The organism is Corynebacterium sp. HMSC08A12, from assembly GCF_001807485.1.
GTDB lineage: Bacteria > Actinomycetota > Actinomycetes > Mycobacteriales > Mycobacteriaceae > Corynebacterium > Corynebacterium evansiae.
The window spans coordinates 98,811-117,431 of the sequence record NZ_KV789165.1; the positions used below are offsets into that span (position 1 = coordinate 98,811).

General features: G+C 63.3%; 12 protein-coding genes and 1 pseudogene. 9 read left to right on the forward strand and 4 right to left on the reverse strand.

Features of this window, described 5'->3' with window-relative positions; all coding sequences use genetic code 11:
* Positions 1-24: 24 nt before the first annotated feature.
* From HMPREF3166_RS00810 to panD, 5 genes are all read left to right on the forward strand, one after another.
* A complete protein-coding gene (locus HMPREF3166_RS00810; protein WP_035004706.1) occupies positions 25-1,680 on the forward strand; it encodes a sodium:solute symporter family protein in 1,656 nt (551 codons plus the stop codon).
* A gap of 37 nt (positions 1,681-1,717) precedes the next feature.
* Entirely contained in the window at positions 1,718-2,035 is a 318-nt protein-coding gene (locus tag HMPREF3166_RS00815; protein ID WP_035004705.1) for a hypothetical protein, read from the forward strand.
* Positions 2,036-2,108: 73 nt separating this feature from the next.
* Entirely contained in the window at positions 2,109-3,260 is a 1,152-nt protein-coding gene (gene galT / locus HMPREF3166_RS00820) for a galactose-1-phosphate uridylyltransferase (protein ID WP_070487261.1), read from the forward strand.
* Entirely contained in the window at positions 3,250-4,524 is a 1,275-nt protein-coding gene (gene galK, locus HMPREF3166_RS00825) for a galactokinase (RefSeq protein WP_070487262.1), read from the forward strand. The genes galT and galK overlap by 11 nt, the downstream gene beginning before the upstream one ends.
* A gap of 134 nt (positions 4,525-4,658) precedes the next feature.
* Positions 4,659-5,075, forward strand: a complete 417-nt coding sequence (gene panD / locus HMPREF3166_RS00830; RefSeq protein WP_034965414.1) for an aspartate 1-decarboxylase — start codon at positions 4,659-4,661, stop codon at positions 5,073-5,075.
* Here the strand turns inward: panD and HMPREF3166_RS00835 are convergent.
* The gene (locus HMPREF3166_RS00835) at positions 5,072-6,289 is read right to left on the reverse strand and encodes a hypothetical protein (protein ID WP_083293773.1); all 1,218 of its coding nucleotides are present in this window, start codon (positions 6,287-6,289) and stop codon (positions 5,072-5,074) included. The two genes, panD and HMPREF3166_RS00835, sit on opposite strands and share 4 nt — an antisense overlap.
* A 213-nt stretch (positions 6,290-6,502) precedes the next feature.
* Here HMPREF3166_RS00835 and lysS point away from each other — a divergent pair, with 213 nt between their 5' ends.
* From lysS to HMPREF3166_RS00850, 3 genes are all read left to right on the forward strand, one after another.
* Positions 6,503-8,110, forward strand: coding sequence for a lysine--tRNA ligase (gene lysS / locus HMPREF3166_RS00840; RefSeq protein WP_035004699.1), 1,608 nt, complete (start codon positions 6,503-6,505; stop codon positions 8,108-8,110).
* A gap of 301 nt (positions 8,111-8,411) precedes the next feature.
* Complete coding sequence (locus HMPREF3166_RS00845; RefSeq protein ID WP_049049742.1) at positions 8,412-9,830, forward strand: acyl-CoA dehydrogenase family protein; 1,419 nt, start codon at positions 8,412-8,414, stop codon at positions 9,828-9,830.
* 58 nt (positions 9,831-9,888) lie between these two features.
* Positions 9,889-11,097 (forward strand): acyl-CoA dehydrogenase family protein, encoded by a 1,209-nt coding sequence (locus tag HMPREF3166_RS00850; protein ID WP_005296808.1) that lies wholly within the window; start codon positions 9,889-9,891, stop codon positions 11,095-11,097.
* Positions 11,098-11,223: 126 nt separating this feature from the next.
* On the opposite strand, the pseudogene thiD reads toward HMPREF3166_RS00850, so the two are convergent.
* Together thiD and HMPREF3166_RS00860 are read right to left on the reverse strand one after the other, a co-directional pair.
* Positions 11,224-12,069: pseudogene (thiD, locus tag HMPREF3166_RS00855) on the reverse strand (bifunctional hydroxymethylpyrimidine kinase/phosphomethylpyrimidine kinase); the annotation flags it as partial.
* A gap of 279 nt (positions 12,070-12,348) precedes the next feature.
* Positions 12,349-14,112, reverse strand: coding sequence for an AMP-binding protein (locus HMPREF3166_RS00860; protein ID WP_070487263.1), 1,764 nt, complete (start codon positions 14,110-14,112; stop codon positions 12,349-12,351).
* Between the two features lie 470 nt (positions 14,113-14,582).
* On the opposite strand from HMPREF3166_RS00860, the gene HMPREF3166_RS00865 reads away from it, so the two are divergent.
* On the forward strand, positions 14,583-17,240 hold the full coding sequence (locus tag HMPREF3166_RS00865) for an ATP-dependent Clp protease ATP-binding subunit (RefSeq protein WP_035004691.1): 2,658 nt from the start codon (positions 14,583-14,585) through the stop codon (positions 17,238-17,240).
* Here HMPREF3166_RS00865 and HMPREF3166_RS00870 read toward each other — a convergent pair whose 3' ends face one another.
* Positions 17,241-18,608: a lipase family protein gene (locus HMPREF3166_RS00870; protein ID WP_070487264.1), complete on the reverse strand. Its 1,368-nt coding sequence runs from the start codon at positions 18,606-18,608 to the stop codon at positions 17,241-17,243.
* Positions 18,609-18,621: the final 13 nt, after the last annotated feature.

The window sequence follows — 18,621 nt, forward strand, 5'->3', positions numbered from 1 at the left end:
TGACGTTCCTGGAGGTTCGCAGCTATGACGGCTGAAGGACTACGCCTGGACGCGAGCTGGGTAGACTACGCGCTGGTCGCCCTCTACTTCGCGTTCGTCCTGGGCATCGGTTGGGCAGCAAAGTCCAAAGTGTCCAGCTCAATCGACTTCTTCCTCTCCGGCCGCTCGCTACCCGCATGGGTGACGGGCCTGGCCTTCATTTCCGCCAACCTGGGCGCCGTAGAAATCGTGGGCCACTCGGCTAACGGCGTGCAGTATGGCTTCGAGACCATGCACTATTTCTGGATCGGCGCGATCCCAGCGATGGTGTTCCTCGGCATCGTGATGATGCCCTTCTACTACGGCTCCAAGGTGCGTTCCGTACCGGAGTTCATGCTCCGCCGCTTCGGCAAGGGCGCACACCTGGTCAACGGCCTTTCCTTCGCCGTAGCCCAGCTGCTGATTGCCGGCGTGAACCTGCTGCTGCTGGCCAAGGTGGTTAACTCCCTGCTCGGCTGGCCGCTGTGGGTCACGCTGGTGGTGGCCGCGGCCATCGTGCTGTCGTACATCACCCTCGGTGGCCTGTCCGCCGCCATCTACAACGAGGTTCTGCAGTTCTTCGTGATCATCGCGGCCCTGCTGCCGCTGACGATGATCGGCCTACACCAGGTCGGCGGTTGGTCCGGCCTGCAGGAGAAGGTCGCGGATCCGTCGCACTTCCACACCTGGCCGGGTACTGAGATCTCGGGCTTCGAAAACCCGATCGTCTCCGCCATCGGCCTGGTCTTTGGCCTGGGCTTCGTACTGTCCTTCGGCTACTGGACCACCAACTTCGTAGAGGTGCAGCGCTCCATGGCGGCTGATTCGCTGTCGTCCGCGCGCAAGACCCCGATCATCGGTGCGTTCCCGAAGATGTTCATCCCGTTCCTGGTGGTCATCCCGGGCATGGTTGCGGGTGCGACCGTCACCCCGATTATGGATGGTTCCGCCGAGCCGAACGACGCGATCCTGTACCTGATGCGCGACCTGCTGCCGAACGGCCTGCTGGGCGTGGCTATCGCGGGTCTGCTGGCAGCGTTCATGGCCGGCATGGCGGCTAACATTTCCGCCTTCAACACCGTGTTCTCCTTCGACATTTGGGAGTCCTACATCGTCAAGGATCGCGACGACGAGTACTACCTGAAGGTCGGACGTATCGCGACCGTCGGCGCTACCGTCATTGCCGTGTTCACCGCCCTGCTGGCATCCAACTTCGGCAATATCATGGACTACCTGCAGACGCTGTTCGGCTTCTTCAACGCGCCGCTGTTCGCCACCTTCATCCTGGGTATGTTCTGGAAGCGTATGACGCCCACAGCAGGTTGGGTGGGCCTGGTTTCCGGTACGGGTGTGGCAATCGTCTACTGGGCTGTGGCCACCTTCGGCAGCACCGACGCAACCTTCTTCAACCTGCCGGGGCAGGGTACGGCCTTCGTTGCCGCCTCCCTGGCGTTCGTCACGGACATCATCGTTTCCGTCCTGGTCTCCCTGGTCACCGAGCCGAAGCCGGACGAGGAGCTGGTGGGCTTCGTCAAGTCCGTCACCCCGAAGGAGAACCTCACGGACGCCGCCGAGGCCACCCTGCCGTGGTACCGCCGCACGGTTCCGCTGGGCATCCTCTGCCTGGCTATGGCACTCGTCCTCAACATCGTGTTCGCCTAAGAGCGCTTAAACTTTCAGAAAGGAGTGAACGGACACAATGGCTAACAACACGGCTAAGAAAACCAAGCGTTCCCACATGGCCGGCGCTTTCGACATCCGCAACGTCATCGGTTCCCTCATGGGCCTGTACGGACTTGTGCTTTTGATCAGCTACTTCCTGCTGGATCCGGGCATGGATGTGACCACCGGCGAGCCGAAGAACGAAACGTATAACCTGGTTTGCGGGCTTGCCATGGTCGCTGTGGCGGCGGTCTTCTTCCTGTGGACCAAGCTGGATCCGATCAAGATCGACGAACCTGCGGACACTGTGGACTCTGCTGACTCTGCTGACTCACCAGCTTCGCAAGCTAAATAACGCACATGCCCGCCCCACCCGGAGGCGGGCATTTTCAACCTAAGCACCATCCCACCCAAGGACCTTTTAGGAAGTGATCCACGCTGTGCAGCACGAATTCAAAGTAACCCGAACCACGCTGGCGGACGGCCGCGAGCTGCTGTACTTCGACGACGAGCCGGCCTACGTTGCGGGGGAGAAGCAGCGCGAGCTGCACGATTCCCGCGACCTGCCGCAGGCTACCACGGAATCTGAGATGCGCCAGGACCCGCTGACGGGCCAGTGGTACGTCTATGCCGCGCACCGCATGAACCGCACGTTCATGCCCCCGGCCAACGAGAACCCGCTGGCTCCCACCAAGCCCGGTGAGCTGCCCACCGAGGTGCCCGCCGACGACTACGACGTGGTGGTCTTCGAGAACCGCTTCCCGTCCCTGTCGGTCCACATGGAGGTGCCGGAGGACTTCGCCACCAACGTCGACGGCCAGGAGCTGTTCCCCCGCAAGCCCGCTATCGGCCGCTGCGAGGTTGTCTGCTTCACCCCGGACGTGAATTCCTCGTTTAGGGATCTGCCCTACGAGCGCGCCCGCACGGTTGTTGAGGCCTGGGCGCACCGCACCGCCGAGCTCTCCGCCATCGAAGGCATCCGCTACGTGTTCCCCTTCGAGAACCGCGGCAAGGAGATCGGCGTGACCTTGCAGCACCCGCACGGTCAGATCTACTCCTATCCCTTCGTCCCGCCGCGCGCCGCCGAGGTAGCTGCACGCGCTCGGGCGTTTAGGGAGCAAACCGGAAAGGATCTTTTTGACGCCACCTTGTCCGCCGAAAAGGCATCCGGCACCCGTGTACTTTTGGCCGGTGAGCACTTCACGGCCTATGTGCCGGCGGCGGCGAAGTGGCCGGTGGAGGTCATCCTCATGGCTAACCGGGCGGTTCCAGACTTCGCGGCGCTGAGCGACGAGGAAAAGGACGAGCTGACCCGCTTCTACCTGGATCTGTTGGGGCGCATGGATCGCTTCTTCGAGGGTGTGGAGCGCACCCCCTACATCGCCGCCTGGAACCAGGCGCCGGTGGGGGAGGACCGGGAGAACGGTCGCCTGTACTTGCAGCTGTATTCGATGATGCGCTCGCCGGGCCGCATGAAGTTCCTGGCCGGTAGCGAGTCGGGCCAGGAGGCCTGGATCTCCGACACCACCCCGGAGAGGATCGCCGAGCGCTTCCGGGAGGTCGCCGACAATGCCAACTAACGAAACCCCAACTAACCAAACCAACGCAGCACAGAACGCTGGTACTCCGCGGTGGCTGCAGACCCGCTCCGAGGAGCAGGGCACTGCCGACGTGCAATCCCTTTTCCAGCAGGTCTACGGCTATGGACCGGCGGGCGTGTGGTCCGCGCCGGGGCGCGTGAACTTGATCGGCGAGCACGTCGATTACGCCGATGGCATCAGCCTGCCCTTCGCGCTTTCCCAGCGCACCTACGTGGCAGCCGCCAAGAACGAAGACGGCGTGTACCGCGTGGCCTCCCGCTTCGGCGACCCCGCGGAGGTTGTTCACTTTGAGATCCCCGTCGCCGAGGTCGGTCCCGGTAACCCCGCCAACTGGGCGGGTTACGCAGTGGGTGCTATTTGGGCGGCCACCGAGGCCGGCCTGATGCCCGCCGGTGGCCTGGACCTCGCCATCGAGTCCGACGTTCCCGTCGGTGCGGGGCTTTCCAGCTCCGCAGCGCTGGAGTGCTCGGCGGCTCTGGCGGCCTTCGACCTATACGGCGGCGAGTCCCTTGATGATGCGGCTCGCAACGGGCTCATGGGGGCGTCCATAAGAGCAGAAAACGAGGTAGTCGGCGCCTCGACGGGCGGGCTTGACCAGCGTATTTCGCTGTTCGGCCAAGCCGGCCACGCGCTGGCCATCGACTTCGCCGAAGACAGCGCCACCCAGGTGCCTTTCGACATCGCGGCGCGCGGATTGGCGATCCTCATTATGAACACGAACGCCCCACACCAGCTGAACGACGGGCAATACGCCGCGCGGCGCGCCGTGATCGACGGAGTGACCGCCGACCTGGGCGTTAGCAGCCTGCGTTTCGCCGAGGAGGCCGAGGATGCCTCCGTGGGCTGGGCCAAGGCCAACAACATGGATCCGGTGGTGGTGGCCGCCCGCGTGCGCCACGTGGTCAGCGAGATCGACCGCACCGCTGAGGCGATCCGCCAGGTCAGCGCCGGGGACATGGAGGCCTTCGGGCGGTCGATGCAGGGCAGCCACGCCTCCCTGCGCGATGACTACGAGGTCACCGTTCCGGAGCTGGATACTGCTGTGGACGTTGCGATGGCCGAAGGCGCGCTGGGCGCCCGCATGACCGGCGGTGGCTTCGGTGGCTCCGCGATTGCGCTGCTGCGCGAGGATCAGGTGGAGGCGACCGCCGCAGCGGTGGCCAGGGCCTTCGCGGAGAAGGGCTTCAACGAGCCCGAGTTCGTGGTTGCACTGCCGAGCGACGGCGCGCACCGGAATGCTTAAGTGGCTCGCATTGAGTAACGCTTGCGCGAGCAGCGCTCGCGCGCCGCTCGCGCGTTGCCCGGGCGCCATATTGGCGCCGAGCAAAGTAACAGCTAAATAGCTTATTTGGTTAGCCCCGAGTAAGGTGTTCACCCGTGTTGCGAACAATGCTGAAATCAAAGATCCACCGTGCGACGGTCACGCAGGCCGACTTGCACTACGTCGGCTCGTGCACCATCGACGCTGATCTGATGGAAGCTGCCGACATCCTCGAGGGCGAGCAGATCGATATCGTCGATATCGATAACGGCAATCGCCTGACGACCTACGCCATCACCGGCGACCGGGGCACCGGCGTGATCGGCATCAACGGTGCCGCCGCGCGCCTGATCAGCCCCGGCGACCTTGTCATCATCATCGGCTATGCCCAGTACAGCGAGGAAGACCTGAAGAACTACGCCTCGCGCGTGGTCTTCGTGGACGAAAACAACAAGCAGGTGGAGCTCGGCGGCGACCCGGCTCACGTGCCGGACGGCTCGGGGCTGAAGAACCCGCGCCACCCGGAGGCTTAGCTGATCTCGTACTTCCCGTCGTCGCGGCGCTCTACGTGGATGCGCCACAGCGGGATTCCTTCTTTCTCTAGTGCTTCTTTAGTCGCCGAGAGAGTCTTCAAGCCGGTAACGACGAAGTCGGTGTTGCCGAATCGTATGCCAACCTCCGAGCAGTAACGCTGGCTACCCTTGCCATCGGAAAGAGCCCTGATGGTATTGTCTGCGACCTTCATCACCTCGAACTCGCCGTTGGGAGACTGCATGCCGATCTCGGTCGGGGGAACGAGCGGGGCCCTGTCCTCGTAGTCATACTCCACTTCGACACAGAGCTTGCTGTAGTCCCGTGGATTGTCGATGAGGATCTCAGAATCCTTCAGCTTCATCTCCACCTTGCCGATTCCCACCTCTTCAGTGGTCGGCTCATCCTTGGACTTGGCCTTGTCGCGAGCTTCGCGGAAGCCATCGTCCACGAGATCCATCTCGACGCGATCGCCGATCTCCAACGGGTCTTCAGCTCCGCCGATCTTCGCTTCCTCGCCCTTTAGCTCCTGGTAGCGGTTAGCCAGGTTAGTCAGCGAACGCAGCAGAGGCTTGACGGGGTCGCAGGTGTAGGTGGAGATAATCTCCGCGTACTCCAGCGGAGTGCCCTCCGGGCCGGCAAGTACGCACATGTCTTGCAGCTCGATGGATTGCCACCCCTTGAGGCCCTCATCGGATAGCTCATTCCGCTCGGTATCGTTGCTGGCCAACTCCTCGAGCTGGGAGCCAAACTTGGTAGCGGACAGTCCGATGTAGATCGACGTATCCTTGAGTTCCTCGGGCTGGTCACCACTGATCTGTGGCTTTACATAACCAGAACAAGTCTCCGCATTGACATAGGCATCGGCCGAATCCAGCGGAATCATCTTCCCGCCATCCAAGTAGGCGCTATCGTAAAACTTCTGATCCAGCTTGCAGTCGTTGAACTTCCCGTCGGCGAAGATCTCCCGTAGCTGGTCATCGCTGATCTCCGGTGAAACTTCCGAATAGCTGCTCGGAGCGGGCTGCCCTTCGCTACCACCGGATCCGCCCGTTTGCCCCCCGTAGGAGATTTCTTCGCTGGCGCCCTCTGGGCGCTGGAAGGCGGAGCAGCTGGCGGTGAAAGTCAAAGCGCCCGCAGCTAGGCAGGCTGCCAGGGTGCGGGCGTAAGTACGAGCGTGGCTGCGGGTGCGGGTAGCGGGGCGTGAAGAAGGCATGTCGAGTGCTTCCTTTGTTTTCTAGTTATGGATTTCTAGTTATGACTATTTCCGGATCATTACCGGTTGTGGCTGGTGAAACTAAATGACTGGAGGGAGTTACCTAGGAGTAAGGGGAACAAAACGTCTTATGTTCCCTAAAGCTAACACTCCCGGGCGACCTGCATGCCTCAATCGATTACCCGTACCCCTCATGCGCTAGGCTTTGTAAGCGTGACTGACGCAGCAAATACCCCCGTACAAGACCTGCCCGAACAGCTACGCATCCGCCGTGAAAAGCGGCAGCGCATCCTCGAATCCGGCAAGGACGCTTACCCGGTAGAGGTGCCACGCACCCACTCCCTGGCCGAGGTGCGCGCAAAGTGGGCAGTGAAGAAGACTGACGGTGAAGCTGAAGAGCAGCCGGTTGAGGCAGAGGGCGTCACTTACCTCGCCGCAGGCGAAGAAACCCAGGACGTAGTGAGCGTGACCGGGCGCCTGATCTTCATGCGCAACACCGGCAAGCTGTGCTTCGCCACCCTGCAGGACGGCGACGGCACGCAGCTGCAGGCCATGCTCTCCCTGGCGGAGGTTGGCGAGGACGCACTCGCGGCCTGGAAGGCTGACGTGGACCTCGGCGACTTCATCGGTGTGACTGGTCGCGTGATCGCCTCCCGCCGCGGTGAGCTGTCCGTCATGGCCAGCGAGTGGGTCATGGCTGCCAAGTCTCTGCGCCCGCTGCCCGTAGCTTTCGCAGAAATGAACGAAGAAACCCGCGTGCGCCAGCGCTACAACGACCTGATCGTGCGCGAGGAGGCCCGCAAGAACGCAATGACGCGCGTGAAGGTCATCCGTGCGCTGCGCGACTACATGGAGGGCGAGGGCTTCGTAGAGATCGAAACCCCAATGCTGCAGACCCTGCACGGCGGCGCGGCAGCCCGCCCGTTCGTCACGCACTCCAACGCGCTGGATATTGACCTGTACCTGCGCATCGCACCGGAGCTGTTCCTGAAGCGCGCCGTGGTGGGCGGCATTGACCGCGTCTTCGAGATCAACCGGAACTTCCGTAACGAGGGCGTGGACAAGTCCCACTCCCCGGAGTTCGCAATGCTGGAGACCTACGCTGCATGGGGCGACTACGACGATTGCGCCCGCACCACCCGCGAATCCATCCAGTACATCGTGGACCAGCTGACCAAGGGCACCGACCTGGAGGGCACCGGCAAGGTTCGCCTCGCCGACGGCACCGAGTACGACTTCGGCGGGGAATGGAAGGAAATCGAGATGTACCCCTCGCTGAACGAGGCGCTTGCACGCAAGTACCCCGGCCAGCCAGAGGTGACGATCGACTCCACCGTTGAGGAACTGAAGGAGATCGCCAAGGTTATCGGCCTAGACGTTCCCGCCAAGGGCGGCTGGGGCCACGGCAAGCTAGTAGAGGAGATCTGGGAGGTTCTGTGCGAGGACCAGCTGGAAGGCCCTATCTTCGTGCGTAACTTCCCCGTGGAGACCTCCCCGCTGACCCGCCAGCACCGCAGCAAGCCGGGTGTCACTGAGAAGTGGGACCTGTACGTCCGCGGCTTTGAGTTGGCCACCGGCTATTCCGAGCTGATCGACCCGGTTATCCAGCGCGAGCGCTTCGAGGATCAGGCACGCCTGGCGGCCAATGGCGACGATGAAGCCATGCGCCTGGACGAGGACTTTCTGGCTGCTATGGAGCAGGGCATGCCGCCGACAGCCGGCACCGGCATGGGTATCGACCGACTGCTGATGGCCCTGACCGGCCTGGGTATCCGCGAGACCGTGCTGTTCCCGATCGTGAAGCCGGAGCGCGAGAACTAACGGCCAAACACCGGCAGTAGATTGCGGTGGGATCTATTGCCGGGGCCGGTTGGCTCGAGGGGGAGCTAGAGGGAGTTCTTCGGGGGTGGTTCGGGGGCTGCGCGCGTGAAAGGCGGGCACCGGTGCCTCGAATAGTTGGGGAGTAGCTGGCGTGCAGCTCGCCCGTGTGGGTGTAATTCAATCAATATTTTGGCCCAAGATGTGATGCGCGCCATTATCCTGGTTTATGCTACGTACATAATTATCCGCACATGCAGATATGAGATTTGCGCTGACAACCAGTGAAAGGTGGCCGCACGAAATGAGCGACCGAAGCAAGCGTGCCGATTCAACCCCTGGCCTGAACAACATCAAGCGAGACGCAATCGGTACCGTCATGGGAGTCTTGACGAAGTTCACCGGCTCCGACCTGGCAGAGAAGTACGGTCTGAGCAAGAAGGTGGACCGCGTTGCCTACCAGTCCACCAAGACCGGCATGCGCACCCTCGGTGCCGTGAACCGCCAGTTCAAGAAGATCAAGGGCTCCGGCAAGCCGGTACGCCTGGCCAACCAGACCACCGACGAGAACAACCAGCCCGTCCCGACCGAGGCACCGGCACCGGGCAAGGCACCGTTCGACCTGACCCCGACCGAGGATCAGGAAATGATCGTCGCCGCCGTGCGCGAGTTCGCTGAAGAGCGCCTGCGCCCGACCGGCCACGACCAGAACGAGGCATCCGAGCCGGCAGAGGGCTTGCTGGAAGCTGCCGCCGAGCTGGGCGTTGCCCTGATCAACCTGCCGGAAGAGTACGAGGGCATCGCCTCCGCCTCCGGTGCCACCACCAACGCTCTGATCGCCGAGGCCCTGGCATTCGGCGACATGGGCCAGGCCGTCGCCATCCTGGCACCGGCCGGCGTGGCCAACGTCATCACCAACTACGGTGACGACTCTCAGCAGAAGACCTACCTGCCGGAGTTCGCGGGCGAGTCCGTCCCGGCTTCCGCAGTGGTCGTCTCCGAGTCCCGCCCGCTGTTCGACCCGTTCACTCTGCAGACCACCGCCGTCCGCGAGGGCGACGACATCGTCATCAACGGCGTGAAGACCATGGTTCCGAACGCAGGCAAGGCCGAGCTGTTCGTCATCGCAGTGAATCTCGACGGCGAGAACACCTTCGTCATCGTCGAGTCCGACACTGAGGGGCTGGTCGTCGAAGCTGACCCGTCCATGGGTCTGCGTGCCGCCGCCCTGGGTCGCCTGCTGCTGAAGGACGTCCGCGTTCCCGCCAGCCAGCTGCTGGGTGGCAAGGACCTGCCCGCCGACGAGCGCAAGGAAAACTACGCGGAGATCATCCGCCGCTCCCGCCTGGGCTGGGCCGCACTGGCAGCCGGCACCGGCGAGGCCATCCTCGAATACACCAAGAAGTACGTCAACGAGCGCGAAGCATTCGGCGAGCCGATCTCGCACCGCCAGGCAGTGGCCTTCATGGTCGCCAACCTGCGCATCGAGCTCGACGGCCTGCGCCTGATCCTGCTGCGCGGTGTTTCCCGCCTGGATCAAGGCCTGTCCTTCAACCGCGAAGCCGGCCTTGCCCGCCGCTACGCATCCGACAAGGGCATGGTCATGGGCCTCGACGGCGTGCAGCTGCTCGGTGGCCACGGCTTCACCAAGGAGCACCCGGTCGAGCGCTGGTACCGCGACATGCGCGCCATCGGCATCGCCGAGGGCGTAGTCGTCGTCTAACCCCGCCACAATTCGAATCCATATCGAATAAGCACAAGGAACTTGAAGGAACCACATCATGATTAATCTGGAACTCCCCAAGCGTTTGAAGGCGGGCCAGAACCAAGCGCACCAGGCCGCCGCCGAAATCTTCCGCCCCATCTCCCGCAAGTACGACCTCGCGGAGCACGAGCGCCCCGTCGAGCTGGACACCATGGCCAGCCTGGTCGAGGGCATGGCAGACGCCGGCCAGGCAATGGCTGGCGCCTCCGGTGGCCGCGGCGATGACAAGAAGAAGACTGAGGGCGTCAAGAATGGCGGCAACATGGCCTCCATCCTCAACGTCCTCGAGACCTGCTGGGGCGACGTGGGACTCACCCTGTCCATCCCCTACCAGGGTCTGGGCAACGCAGCCGTAGCAGCCGTCGCCGACGACGAGCAGCTCGAGCGCTTCGGCAAGATCTGGGCCGCCATGGCCATCACCGAGCCGCAGTTCGGCTCCGACTCCGCAGCCGTCGCCGCCACCGCCAAGCTGGACGGCGACGAGTACGTGCTGAACGGTGAGAAGATCTTCGTCACCGCCGGCGAGCGCTGCACCCACGTTGTCGTCTGGGCATCCGTCGACAAGTCCGCTGGCCGTGCAGCCATCAAGTCCTTCGTCGTCCCGCGCGACACCCCGGGCTTCGAGCTGGTCCGCCTAGAGCACAAGCTGGGTATCCGCTCCTCCGACACCGCGCACTTCATCCTGGACAACGTCCGCATCCCGAAGGAGAACCTGCTGGGTTCCCCGGAGGTGGACACCAAGAAGGGCTTCGGTGGCGTGATGGCCACCTTCGACAACACCCGCCCGATGGTTGCCGCCATGGCCGTTGGTGTCGCCCGCGCTTCCCTGGAGAAGCTGCGCGAGATCCTCACCGACGCAGGTGTAGAGATCGATTATGACGCCCCCGCGTGGAACCAGCCCGCAGCTGCCAGCGAGTACATTCGCCTGGAGAGCGACTGGGAAGCTGCATACCTGATGACCCTGCGCGCAGGCTGGATGGCCGACAACAAGCAGCCGAACAGCAAGGAAGCCTCCGAGTGCAAGGCGAAGGCCGGCCGCATGGCTACTGACCTGACCCTGCGTGCGGTTGAGATCGCCGGCGCTTATGGCTACTCCGAGCGTGACCTGCTGGAGAAGTGGGCCCGCGACTCCAAGATCCTGGACATCTTCGAGGGCACCCAGCAGATTCAGCAGCTGGTTGTTGCTCGCCGCGAGCTGGGTCTTTCCTCCAAGGAGCTCAAGTAGTAGCTGGCTGCGCGAGAGCGCAGGCAGCGGCTACGTTGCTAGCCGCCGCTCGTGCCTGCGCCTAGCTGCCTTGCGTCGAACCGCGCGCTTGCACCTGCGCCTAGCTGCCTAGAACAGGCGCACCGAGTGATCAACGGGGCCATGGCCTTTACCGACTAGCAAACGGTCGGCATTGGCGATGGCCTCGTTGAGCCATTTAGTAGACCAATCCAGCGCATCCTCCAGTGAATCACCCGCGCCCAGCCGAGTGGCCAGCGCAGAAGACAAAGAACACCCCGTGCCGTGGGTGTTTTTTGTTTCCACGCGCGGGGAGCTGACCTTATGCGTCTTCCCGGCAGGGGATACTGCAATGTTTCCGGCCTCCGGCCCGGCCAGGTGACCCAGCTTCACGATGACGGTGGTGTCGGTTTCCTGCGCCCACTTTGCGGCAACCTCCACGGCCTCCTGCTCGCTGGTGGCCAGTTCGGTTTTGGTCAGGAGTGAGAGTTCGGGGAGGTTCGGCGTCACAACCGAAGAAGCGGCAGCGAAGTCCCGCAGTGCGTCCTCGGCGTCCGCAGTGAGCAGCCGGTCGCCCGAGGAAGCCACCGCCACCGGATCCAGCACCGTCGTGACCTGGTGATTCTGCAGGTAATCGCGGATCGTCTGGATGGTCTCCGTGTCGCCGAGCATGCCGATCTTCACGGCATCGACGGTGACGTCGTCGAACACGGAATCCAGCTGCGCGCGGAGGAAATCCAGCGGGGGAGTGTGGATCTTGCGCACGCCCTGCGTGTTCTGCGCGACCAGGGCGGTGATGACGGACATGCCGTAGCCGCCCGCCGCCATGATGGACTTCAGATCCGCCTGCGCGCCCGCTCCGCCTGTTGGGTCGGTGCCGGCGATGGACAGGACGCGCGGGCGGAGGGGGCTGGGTTCGCTGGGGCTTGAGTTGCTGGGGTTGATGTCGGGGCTGTTGTTGGTCATGCCCCTCATTATGGCGCATTTGCTTGCGCCCACCGCCTCGGTTGGCTTTACGCAGCGCTAAATGTCGTTAGAACGAGAAAGTGTCACATTTGCTACCTGTGTAGCCCTGACGGCAACGTTCTGACCAGCAGTTTTGCCAAAACGAAAAACGTTTCCGATAACGTATTCTCGTTCTAACGACATTTAAGCCTTTTTGGATGGGCTGCGAGGTGGCTACAGGCCTAGGGGCGAGGCCGTGACTGGTGGGCGGCCACGGCTGCGGCCGGGCGGCTGCGAGCGGACTGGGGGCTAAGGCTGCGGCAGCTCGCGCGGGACCACCTTGCCCACCGCGTTGCGGGGGAGCTTGTCCAGGTAGACGAAGTAGCGCGGCACACTGTGGCGAGCCAGGTGAGCCTTAACCTCCGTCTTAGCCTTCTCCTCGAACTCCGCCTTCTCTTCGTCGGTCAGTTCGGCGGCGCTCTTGTCCTCCGGCACTACCCACGCGCATAGTGCCTGGCCAAACTCCGGGTCGTCCACGCCACGCACGGCGGACTCGGCGACGCAATCCATGGAGTTGATCACGTCCTCGGTCTCCTGCGGGAAGACATTCTCACCGCCGGAGACGATCATGTCGTCGCTACGGCCAGAGATGAACAGCAGGCCCTCGTCGTTGTAGTAGCCCAGGTCTCCGGTGGCCACCATGCCGTCGATGATCTCCTTGTCGGAGCCGGGGCGCGTGTAGCCCTCGAACAGCATGTCGTTCTTCACGAAGATGCGCCCGATCTCGCCGTTCGGCAGCTCGTTGCCGTTATCGTCCAGAACCTTCAGTGTCGTTGCCATCGGTGGCTTCCCGGCAGTGTTGATGTGCTTGCGCAGATCCTCCGGAGTGGCGATGGAAGCCCAGCTGACTTCCGTCGAACCGTAGAGGTTGTACAGCACGTCGCCGAACTTCTCCTGCGTCTCGCGCACTACCTTCGGCGGCAGTGCCTCGCCGGAGGTGGCGATGATCTTCGTGCCAGAGTTGAAGTTCTCCGGCACAACCTCCAGCATGCGGCGCAGCATCGTCGGCACCATTGCGATGGTGTACGGGCGGTTCTTTTCAATCAGCTTCACGGCAGCTTCGGGGGAGAAGCGGCGCTGCATGATCATGGTGTTGCGCAGCGCGAGCGCCAACTGGATCTGTGCGAAGCCCCAGGTGTGAAACATCGGCGCGGAGAGGAACGACGGCCGGTGGTGGCGCATCGGGATGCGGCTCATGATGGAGGACGCTGGCATGTACGTCTTCGGCTCCGGTCGGCGCGCTCCCTTCGGGGTGCCGGTAGTTCCGGAGGTCAGGATGATGGTGCGTCCCTGGCGCGGGCGGGCGGGGATAGAGAGATTTTCCGGGGTGGTGCTCAGCACCTCGTGCAGGGACGGCCAGTCCTCACTACGGGTGGCGTAGTCGCCACTGTTGATCGCATCCCGAACGTTGGAGGCCTTCTTCAGTGCTTCCTCCGCCTCACGGGTAAGCCCTAGCGTGTCTCCGTTTTCCCAGGCGACGACGACCGGGCAGGCGTCGAAATCCTTCGGTAGAAGCGGCAGGAATTCCTCGTCGATGAAAAGAATGTCGATCTTTTGTTCCTGTAGCACGGCCTGGGTCTGCTTTGCTGACGCCCCAGTATTGAATAGCACAATGTCCGTACCCAACCGACCGTGTGCACACAGGGTGAGAATGAATCCGCGGTGGTTACGGCACAGGACGCCGATGCGGTCACGCTCGCGGACGCCGGTGCGGAAGAGGGCTTGCGCCAGGGCGGTGGACTGCTCGTGCAGTTCTTGGTAGGTCATCGAGCCGGCGTCGTCGATGATGGCCGTGTGGTACGGGTCGCGCGCGGCGCCGATGGCCAGCAGGCCTGCGGGCAGGAAGCTCCACTGGATGATGCCCTTGAGGGCTTTGCCGGCTGCGACGGGACCCATGGATCCCAGGACGCCCGATTTGAACAGGGGCAGTGTGCCTTTGAGAAGTGTGCCGGCGGTCCCGATCTGTTCGGTGAGGGAGGGCTTGGGCAACTGGGCGGCTGCTGCTGCGTTCATTTCTGGGTGACTCTCCTTGGGCCAGTCTCTCTGAGCTGGTTTCTTTGGGCTGGTTTCTCTGGGTTGGTATCTCTGGGGTGCTCTCTCCGTGGCGGTTTCTCCTGAGGCGCCCTCTTGGAGGGGTTCTCAAGTACCACTGCCTCGAAGTTTTAGTGGCGTGCATCACTTTAATGTTTCTGGACTAAAAAGTTCTCGGTTTGAAAAAATAACTATGAAGCAACAGGTTGTGGGGGAGCCGGGGAATAGGGGTTTATAGGGGGCGTTCGCTGACGGCGTACAGCTTAGAAACTTAAGCTCAGAATGCCTGTTGACCTGCTGGTATGTGGGTGGTTGAGGCCGAGGTGGCGTCGGAATAATGCAACAACAACACAGTGTTGTGTGAAAGGCGATATGAGTTGTCCACGCTCACGGCTAAGGTGGGCAACATTGGCGAATACGCAAGCTACATCTTTTGAAAAAGGGAGCACACCATGTTCGAGAGGTTCACGGATCGCGCGCGCCGCGTCGTTGTGTTGGCGCAGGAGGAAGCACGCGCGCTGAATCACAACTACATCGGCACCGAGCACATCCTGCTCGGCCTGATCCAAGAAGGCGAAGGTGTCGCAGCGAAGGCCCTGGAATCCATGGGCATCTCCCTGGACGCCGTACGCACCGAGGTCAAGGACATCATCGGCACCGGTGGCCACCCGCCGAGCGGCTACATCCCGTTCACCCCGCGCGCCAAGAAGGTACTGGAGCTCGCGCTGCGCGAAGCGCTGCAATTGGGCCACAAGTACATCGGCACCGAGCACATCCTGCTGGGCCTCATCCGCGAGGGTGAAGGCGTGGCGGCACAGGTGCTGGTCAAGCTCGGTGCAGACCTGTCCCGCGTGCGCCAGCAGGTAATCCAGCTGCTCAGCGGCTACGAGGGGAACGAGGAAGAAAGCGGTGGCGGCGAGCCCGCTACCGCCGGCGTGGGCAGCAGCCCGGAGGGCGCGCCGAGCCGCCCGGGCCAGAAGTCCAACTCCCTGGTTTTGGACCAGTTCGGCCGCAACCTCACTCAGGCAGCCAAGGATGGCAAGCTGGACCCGGTCGTGGGCCGCGAGAATGAGATCGAGCGCGTTATGCAGGTGCTTTCCCGCCGTACCAAGAACAATCCAGTGCTGATCGGCGAGCCCGGCGTGGGTAAGACCGCCGTGGTCGAGGGCCTGGCGCTGGACATCGTCAACGGCAAGGTGCCGGAGACGTTGAAGGATAAGCAGCTGTACTCCCTGGACCTGGGCTCCCTCGTGGCGGGCTCCCGCTACCGTGGTGACTTCGAGGAGCGCCTGAAGAAGGTGCTGAAGGAGATCAACCAGCGCGGAGACATCATCCTGTTCATCGACGAGATCCACACCCTGGTCGGCGCAGGTGCCGCCGAGGGCGCGATCGACGCTGCCAGCATCCTGAAGCCGAAGCTGGCCCGCGGCGAGCTGCAGACCATCGGTGCCACCACCCTGGACGAGTACCGCAAGCACATCGAGAAGGATGCCGCGCTGGAGCGTCGCTTCCAGCCGGTGCAGGTCCCGGAGCCCTCCGTGGAGCTGACCGTGGAGATCCTGAAGGGTCTGCGCGACCGCTACGAGGCACACCACCGCGTATCCATCACCGACGGTGCGCTGAAGGCCGCCGCCCAGCTGGCGGATCGCTACATCAACGACCGCTTCCTGCCGGATAAGGCCGTGGACCTGATCGACGAGGCCGGAGCCCGCATGCGCATCAAGCGCATGACCGCCCCGAAGGCCATCCAGGACATCGACGACAAGATCGCCGAGGTGCGCCGTAAGAAGGAAGCTGCCATCGACGACCAGGACTTCGAGAAGGCAGCAGCCCTGCGCGACGACGAGCGCAAGCTGGGTGAAGAGCGCGCGGAGAAGGAAAAGGCCTGGCGCGCCGGCGAGCTGGACGAGGTCGCCGAGGTGGGCGAGGAGCAGATCGCCGAGGTCATGGGCACCTGGACCGGCATCCCCGTGTTCAAGCTCACCGAGGAAGAGTCCACCCGCCTGCTGCACATGGAAGACGAGCTGCACAAGCGCATCATCGGCCAGGACGATGCCGTCAAGGCGGTCTCCCGCGCCATCCGCCGCACCCGCGCCGGTCTGAAGGACCCGAAGCGCCCGTCCGGCTCGTTCATCTTTGCCGGCCCGTCCGGTGTGGGTAAGACCGAGCTGTCGAAGGCTCTGGCCGAGTTCCTGTTCGGCGACGATGACGCGCTGATCCAGATCGACATGGGCGAGTTCCACGACAAGTTCACGGCATCCCGCCTGTTCGGTGCGCCTCCGGGATATGTCGGCTACGACGAGGGCGGCCAGCTGACCGAGAAGGTCCGCCGCAAGCCGTTCTCCGTGGTGTTGTTCGACGAGATCGAGAAGGCCCACACGGAGATCTACAACACCCTGCTGCAGGTGCTGGAAGACGGTCGCCTGACCGACGGCCAGGGCCGCATGGTGGACTTCAAGAACACCGTCCTGATCTTCACCTCGAACCTGGGTACCAGGGACATCTCCAAGGCTGTGGGCATGGGCTTCAGCGCTTCCGGCGAAGCCGACGAGGAGACCCAGTACGAGCGGATGAAGCAGAAGGTCGACGACGAGCTGAAGAAGCACTTCCGCCCGGAGTTCCTGAACCGTATCGACGACATCGTGGTCTTCCACCAGCTGACCCGCGAGCAGATCGTGCAGATGGTGGACCTGCTGCTGGGCCGCGTGCGCACCGCGCTGCAGGCGAAGGACATGGACCTGGAGCTCACCGAGCAGGCGAAGTCCCTGCTGGCCAAGCGTGGCTTCGACCCGGTACTGGGCGCCCGCCCGCTGCGCCGCACGATCCAGCGCGAGATCGAGGATCACCTGTCCGAGAAGATCCTATTCGGCGAGATCGGCGCCGGCGAGATCGTCACCGTCGACGTCGAAAACTGGGACGGCGAATCCAAGGGCGACGATGCGAAGTTCGTCTTCGGCACCAAGCCCAAGCCCCTGCCGGAGGTCGGTGAGGAGGACTTCGCCGCCGACGAGGCCCAGGAGGCGGTGTCCGTCGCCGCCGAGGGCAACGTGCCGGAGGATAAGGGTTTTGACGCCGCAGATTCCAGCGACGACTGGAATCAGAAAGGCTAATTAAGCCTTGTTGAACTGCACTGGGCGATCGTGGATTACGTTATCCACCCAGTCCAGGGCAGGCAGCAGGTGCGAGAACATCGGCAGCATGTGATCGCCAAGCGGGAACGTGCGCGGGATATTGTGCTCCGCGTAGTTCACCTTCGTGCCACCCTCCGCCCACTGGCGGGCCATACGGCGGCTCTGCTCAACCGGGATCGTGTCATCGTTCGTGCCATGGCCGACGTACACAGGGACCTGGGGTGGGCGGCTGCCGATGCGTTGGGCGTCAACAAGCTTCTTGAATGGCTCCTGCTGCAGCAGCTCCGTGAGTGACTCGCCGTTCTTTGTCAGCGTGCGCGTATCCGTATAAGCGTGGCGCGCGAGGGATTCGGGGACGCATTCGCTGGCGGTCTGGCGGACGAACTCCTTGCCCTTGTCGTTCATCTTTTCCTCCACGGCGCCGCGGATCTCCGGGTTGGAGACGAGGAAACCATTCAGTGTGTAGCCCAGGGCGGCTGCTAGGGGGCCGTTGTCGATGGCGGTGGCAGTCATAGCCAAATCCGCCGGAACTCCGCCTGCGTAGCCCGCCTTCAGGTTGATCTCCGGGGCGTAAGTGTGAGCCAGCTCCAGGGCTGCGGCGGAGGAACCGCCGCCCTGCGAGTAACCCCACACCGCGACCGGTGCGGCCTTCGGCACTCGAGGCATGTTCTTCGCCGCGCGAGCCATGTCCAGGGTGGCGTTGCCCTGATCCACACGGTTCATGTACGTATGCTGCGCCGGGGTGCCCAGGCCGTTCAGGTCGGTCAGCGCCACAGCCCAGCCACGGGAGAGGGCGGCGGCGACGGGCGCGGCCTCATACTCCAAGCCCATCGGCAGCAGCTTGCCTGGGGCACACGCATCTCCGCTGCCCTGAGTGCCTGGAGCTACGACCAGCAGTGGGCGCTCCCCGCCACCGGTGTAGGGAGCGCGGGGCACCAGCACGGTGCCGGTGACGGGTACGGTCTCGCCGCGAGAATTGGTGGAAACGTAGGCTACGCGCTGGGCCTCGCTGTTCGTCCAGTCGACGAAGGGGATTCCGAGGGCAAAGTTGCTGGGGGCAGTCTTGATGATTTCCCCTGGCTTGCCCTTCACCTGCAAAGGCAGAGAGGAGTAGAAGCCATCCGGGTCGTAGTTGGGCAGAGAACCCACTACGGACTTGCCGCTGCCAGTGGCGGCGGCCTTGGAGGCGGATCCCTCGACGGAACCATATAGTCCGCCGGGTGCTGCGGTGGCCGGGGCCATTCCGGAAGCGGCGATGGCGGCGGGCAGCACAACTGCGAAGGTAGCGGTTAGGGTACGGGAGCGGAGGGGACGGGAACGGTTGGAACTTCTACGAGAAAACGTCATAGGGGAATCCTAA

Bases quoted from the DNA above. Each gene is read 5' to 3' on its own strand.
- HMPREF3166_RS00810 (WP_035004706.1), top strand. From the start codon at position 25: ATGACGGCTGAAGGACTACGCCTGGACGCGAGCTGGGTAGACTACGCG.
- HMPREF3166_RS00815 (WP_035004705.1), top strand. From the start codon at position 1,718: ATGGCTAACAACACGGCTAAGAAAACCAAGCGTTCCCACATGGCCGGC.
- galK (WP_070487262.1), top strand. From the start codon at position 3,250: ATGCCAACTAACGAAACCCCAACTAACCAAACCAACGCAGCACAGAAC.
- HMPREF3166_RS00835 (WP_083293773.1), bottom strand. From the start codon at position 6,289: ATGCCTTCTTCACGCCCCGCTACCCGCACCCGCAGCCACGCTCGTACT.
- HMPREF3166_RS00845 (WP_049049742.1), top strand. From the start codon at position 8,412: ATGAGCGACCGAAGCAAGCGTGCCGATTCAACCCCTGGCCTGAACAAC.
- HMPREF3166_RS00850 (WP_005296808.1), top strand. From the start codon at position 9,889: ATGATTAATCTGGAACTCCCCAAGCGTTTGAAGGCGGGCCAGAACCAA.
- HMPREF3166_RS00860 (WP_070487263.1), bottom strand. From the start codon at position 14,112: ATGAACGCAGCAGCAGCCGCCCAGTTGCCCAAGCCCTCCCTCACCGAA.
- HMPREF3166_RS00865 (WP_035004691.1), top strand. From the start codon at position 14,583: ATGTTCGAGAGGTTCACGGATCGCGCGCGCCGCGTCGTTGTGTTGGCG.
- HMPREF3166_RS00870 (WP_070487264.1), bottom strand. From the start codon at position 18,608: ATGACGTTTTCTCGTAGAAGTTCCAACCGTTCCCGTCCCCTCCGCTCC.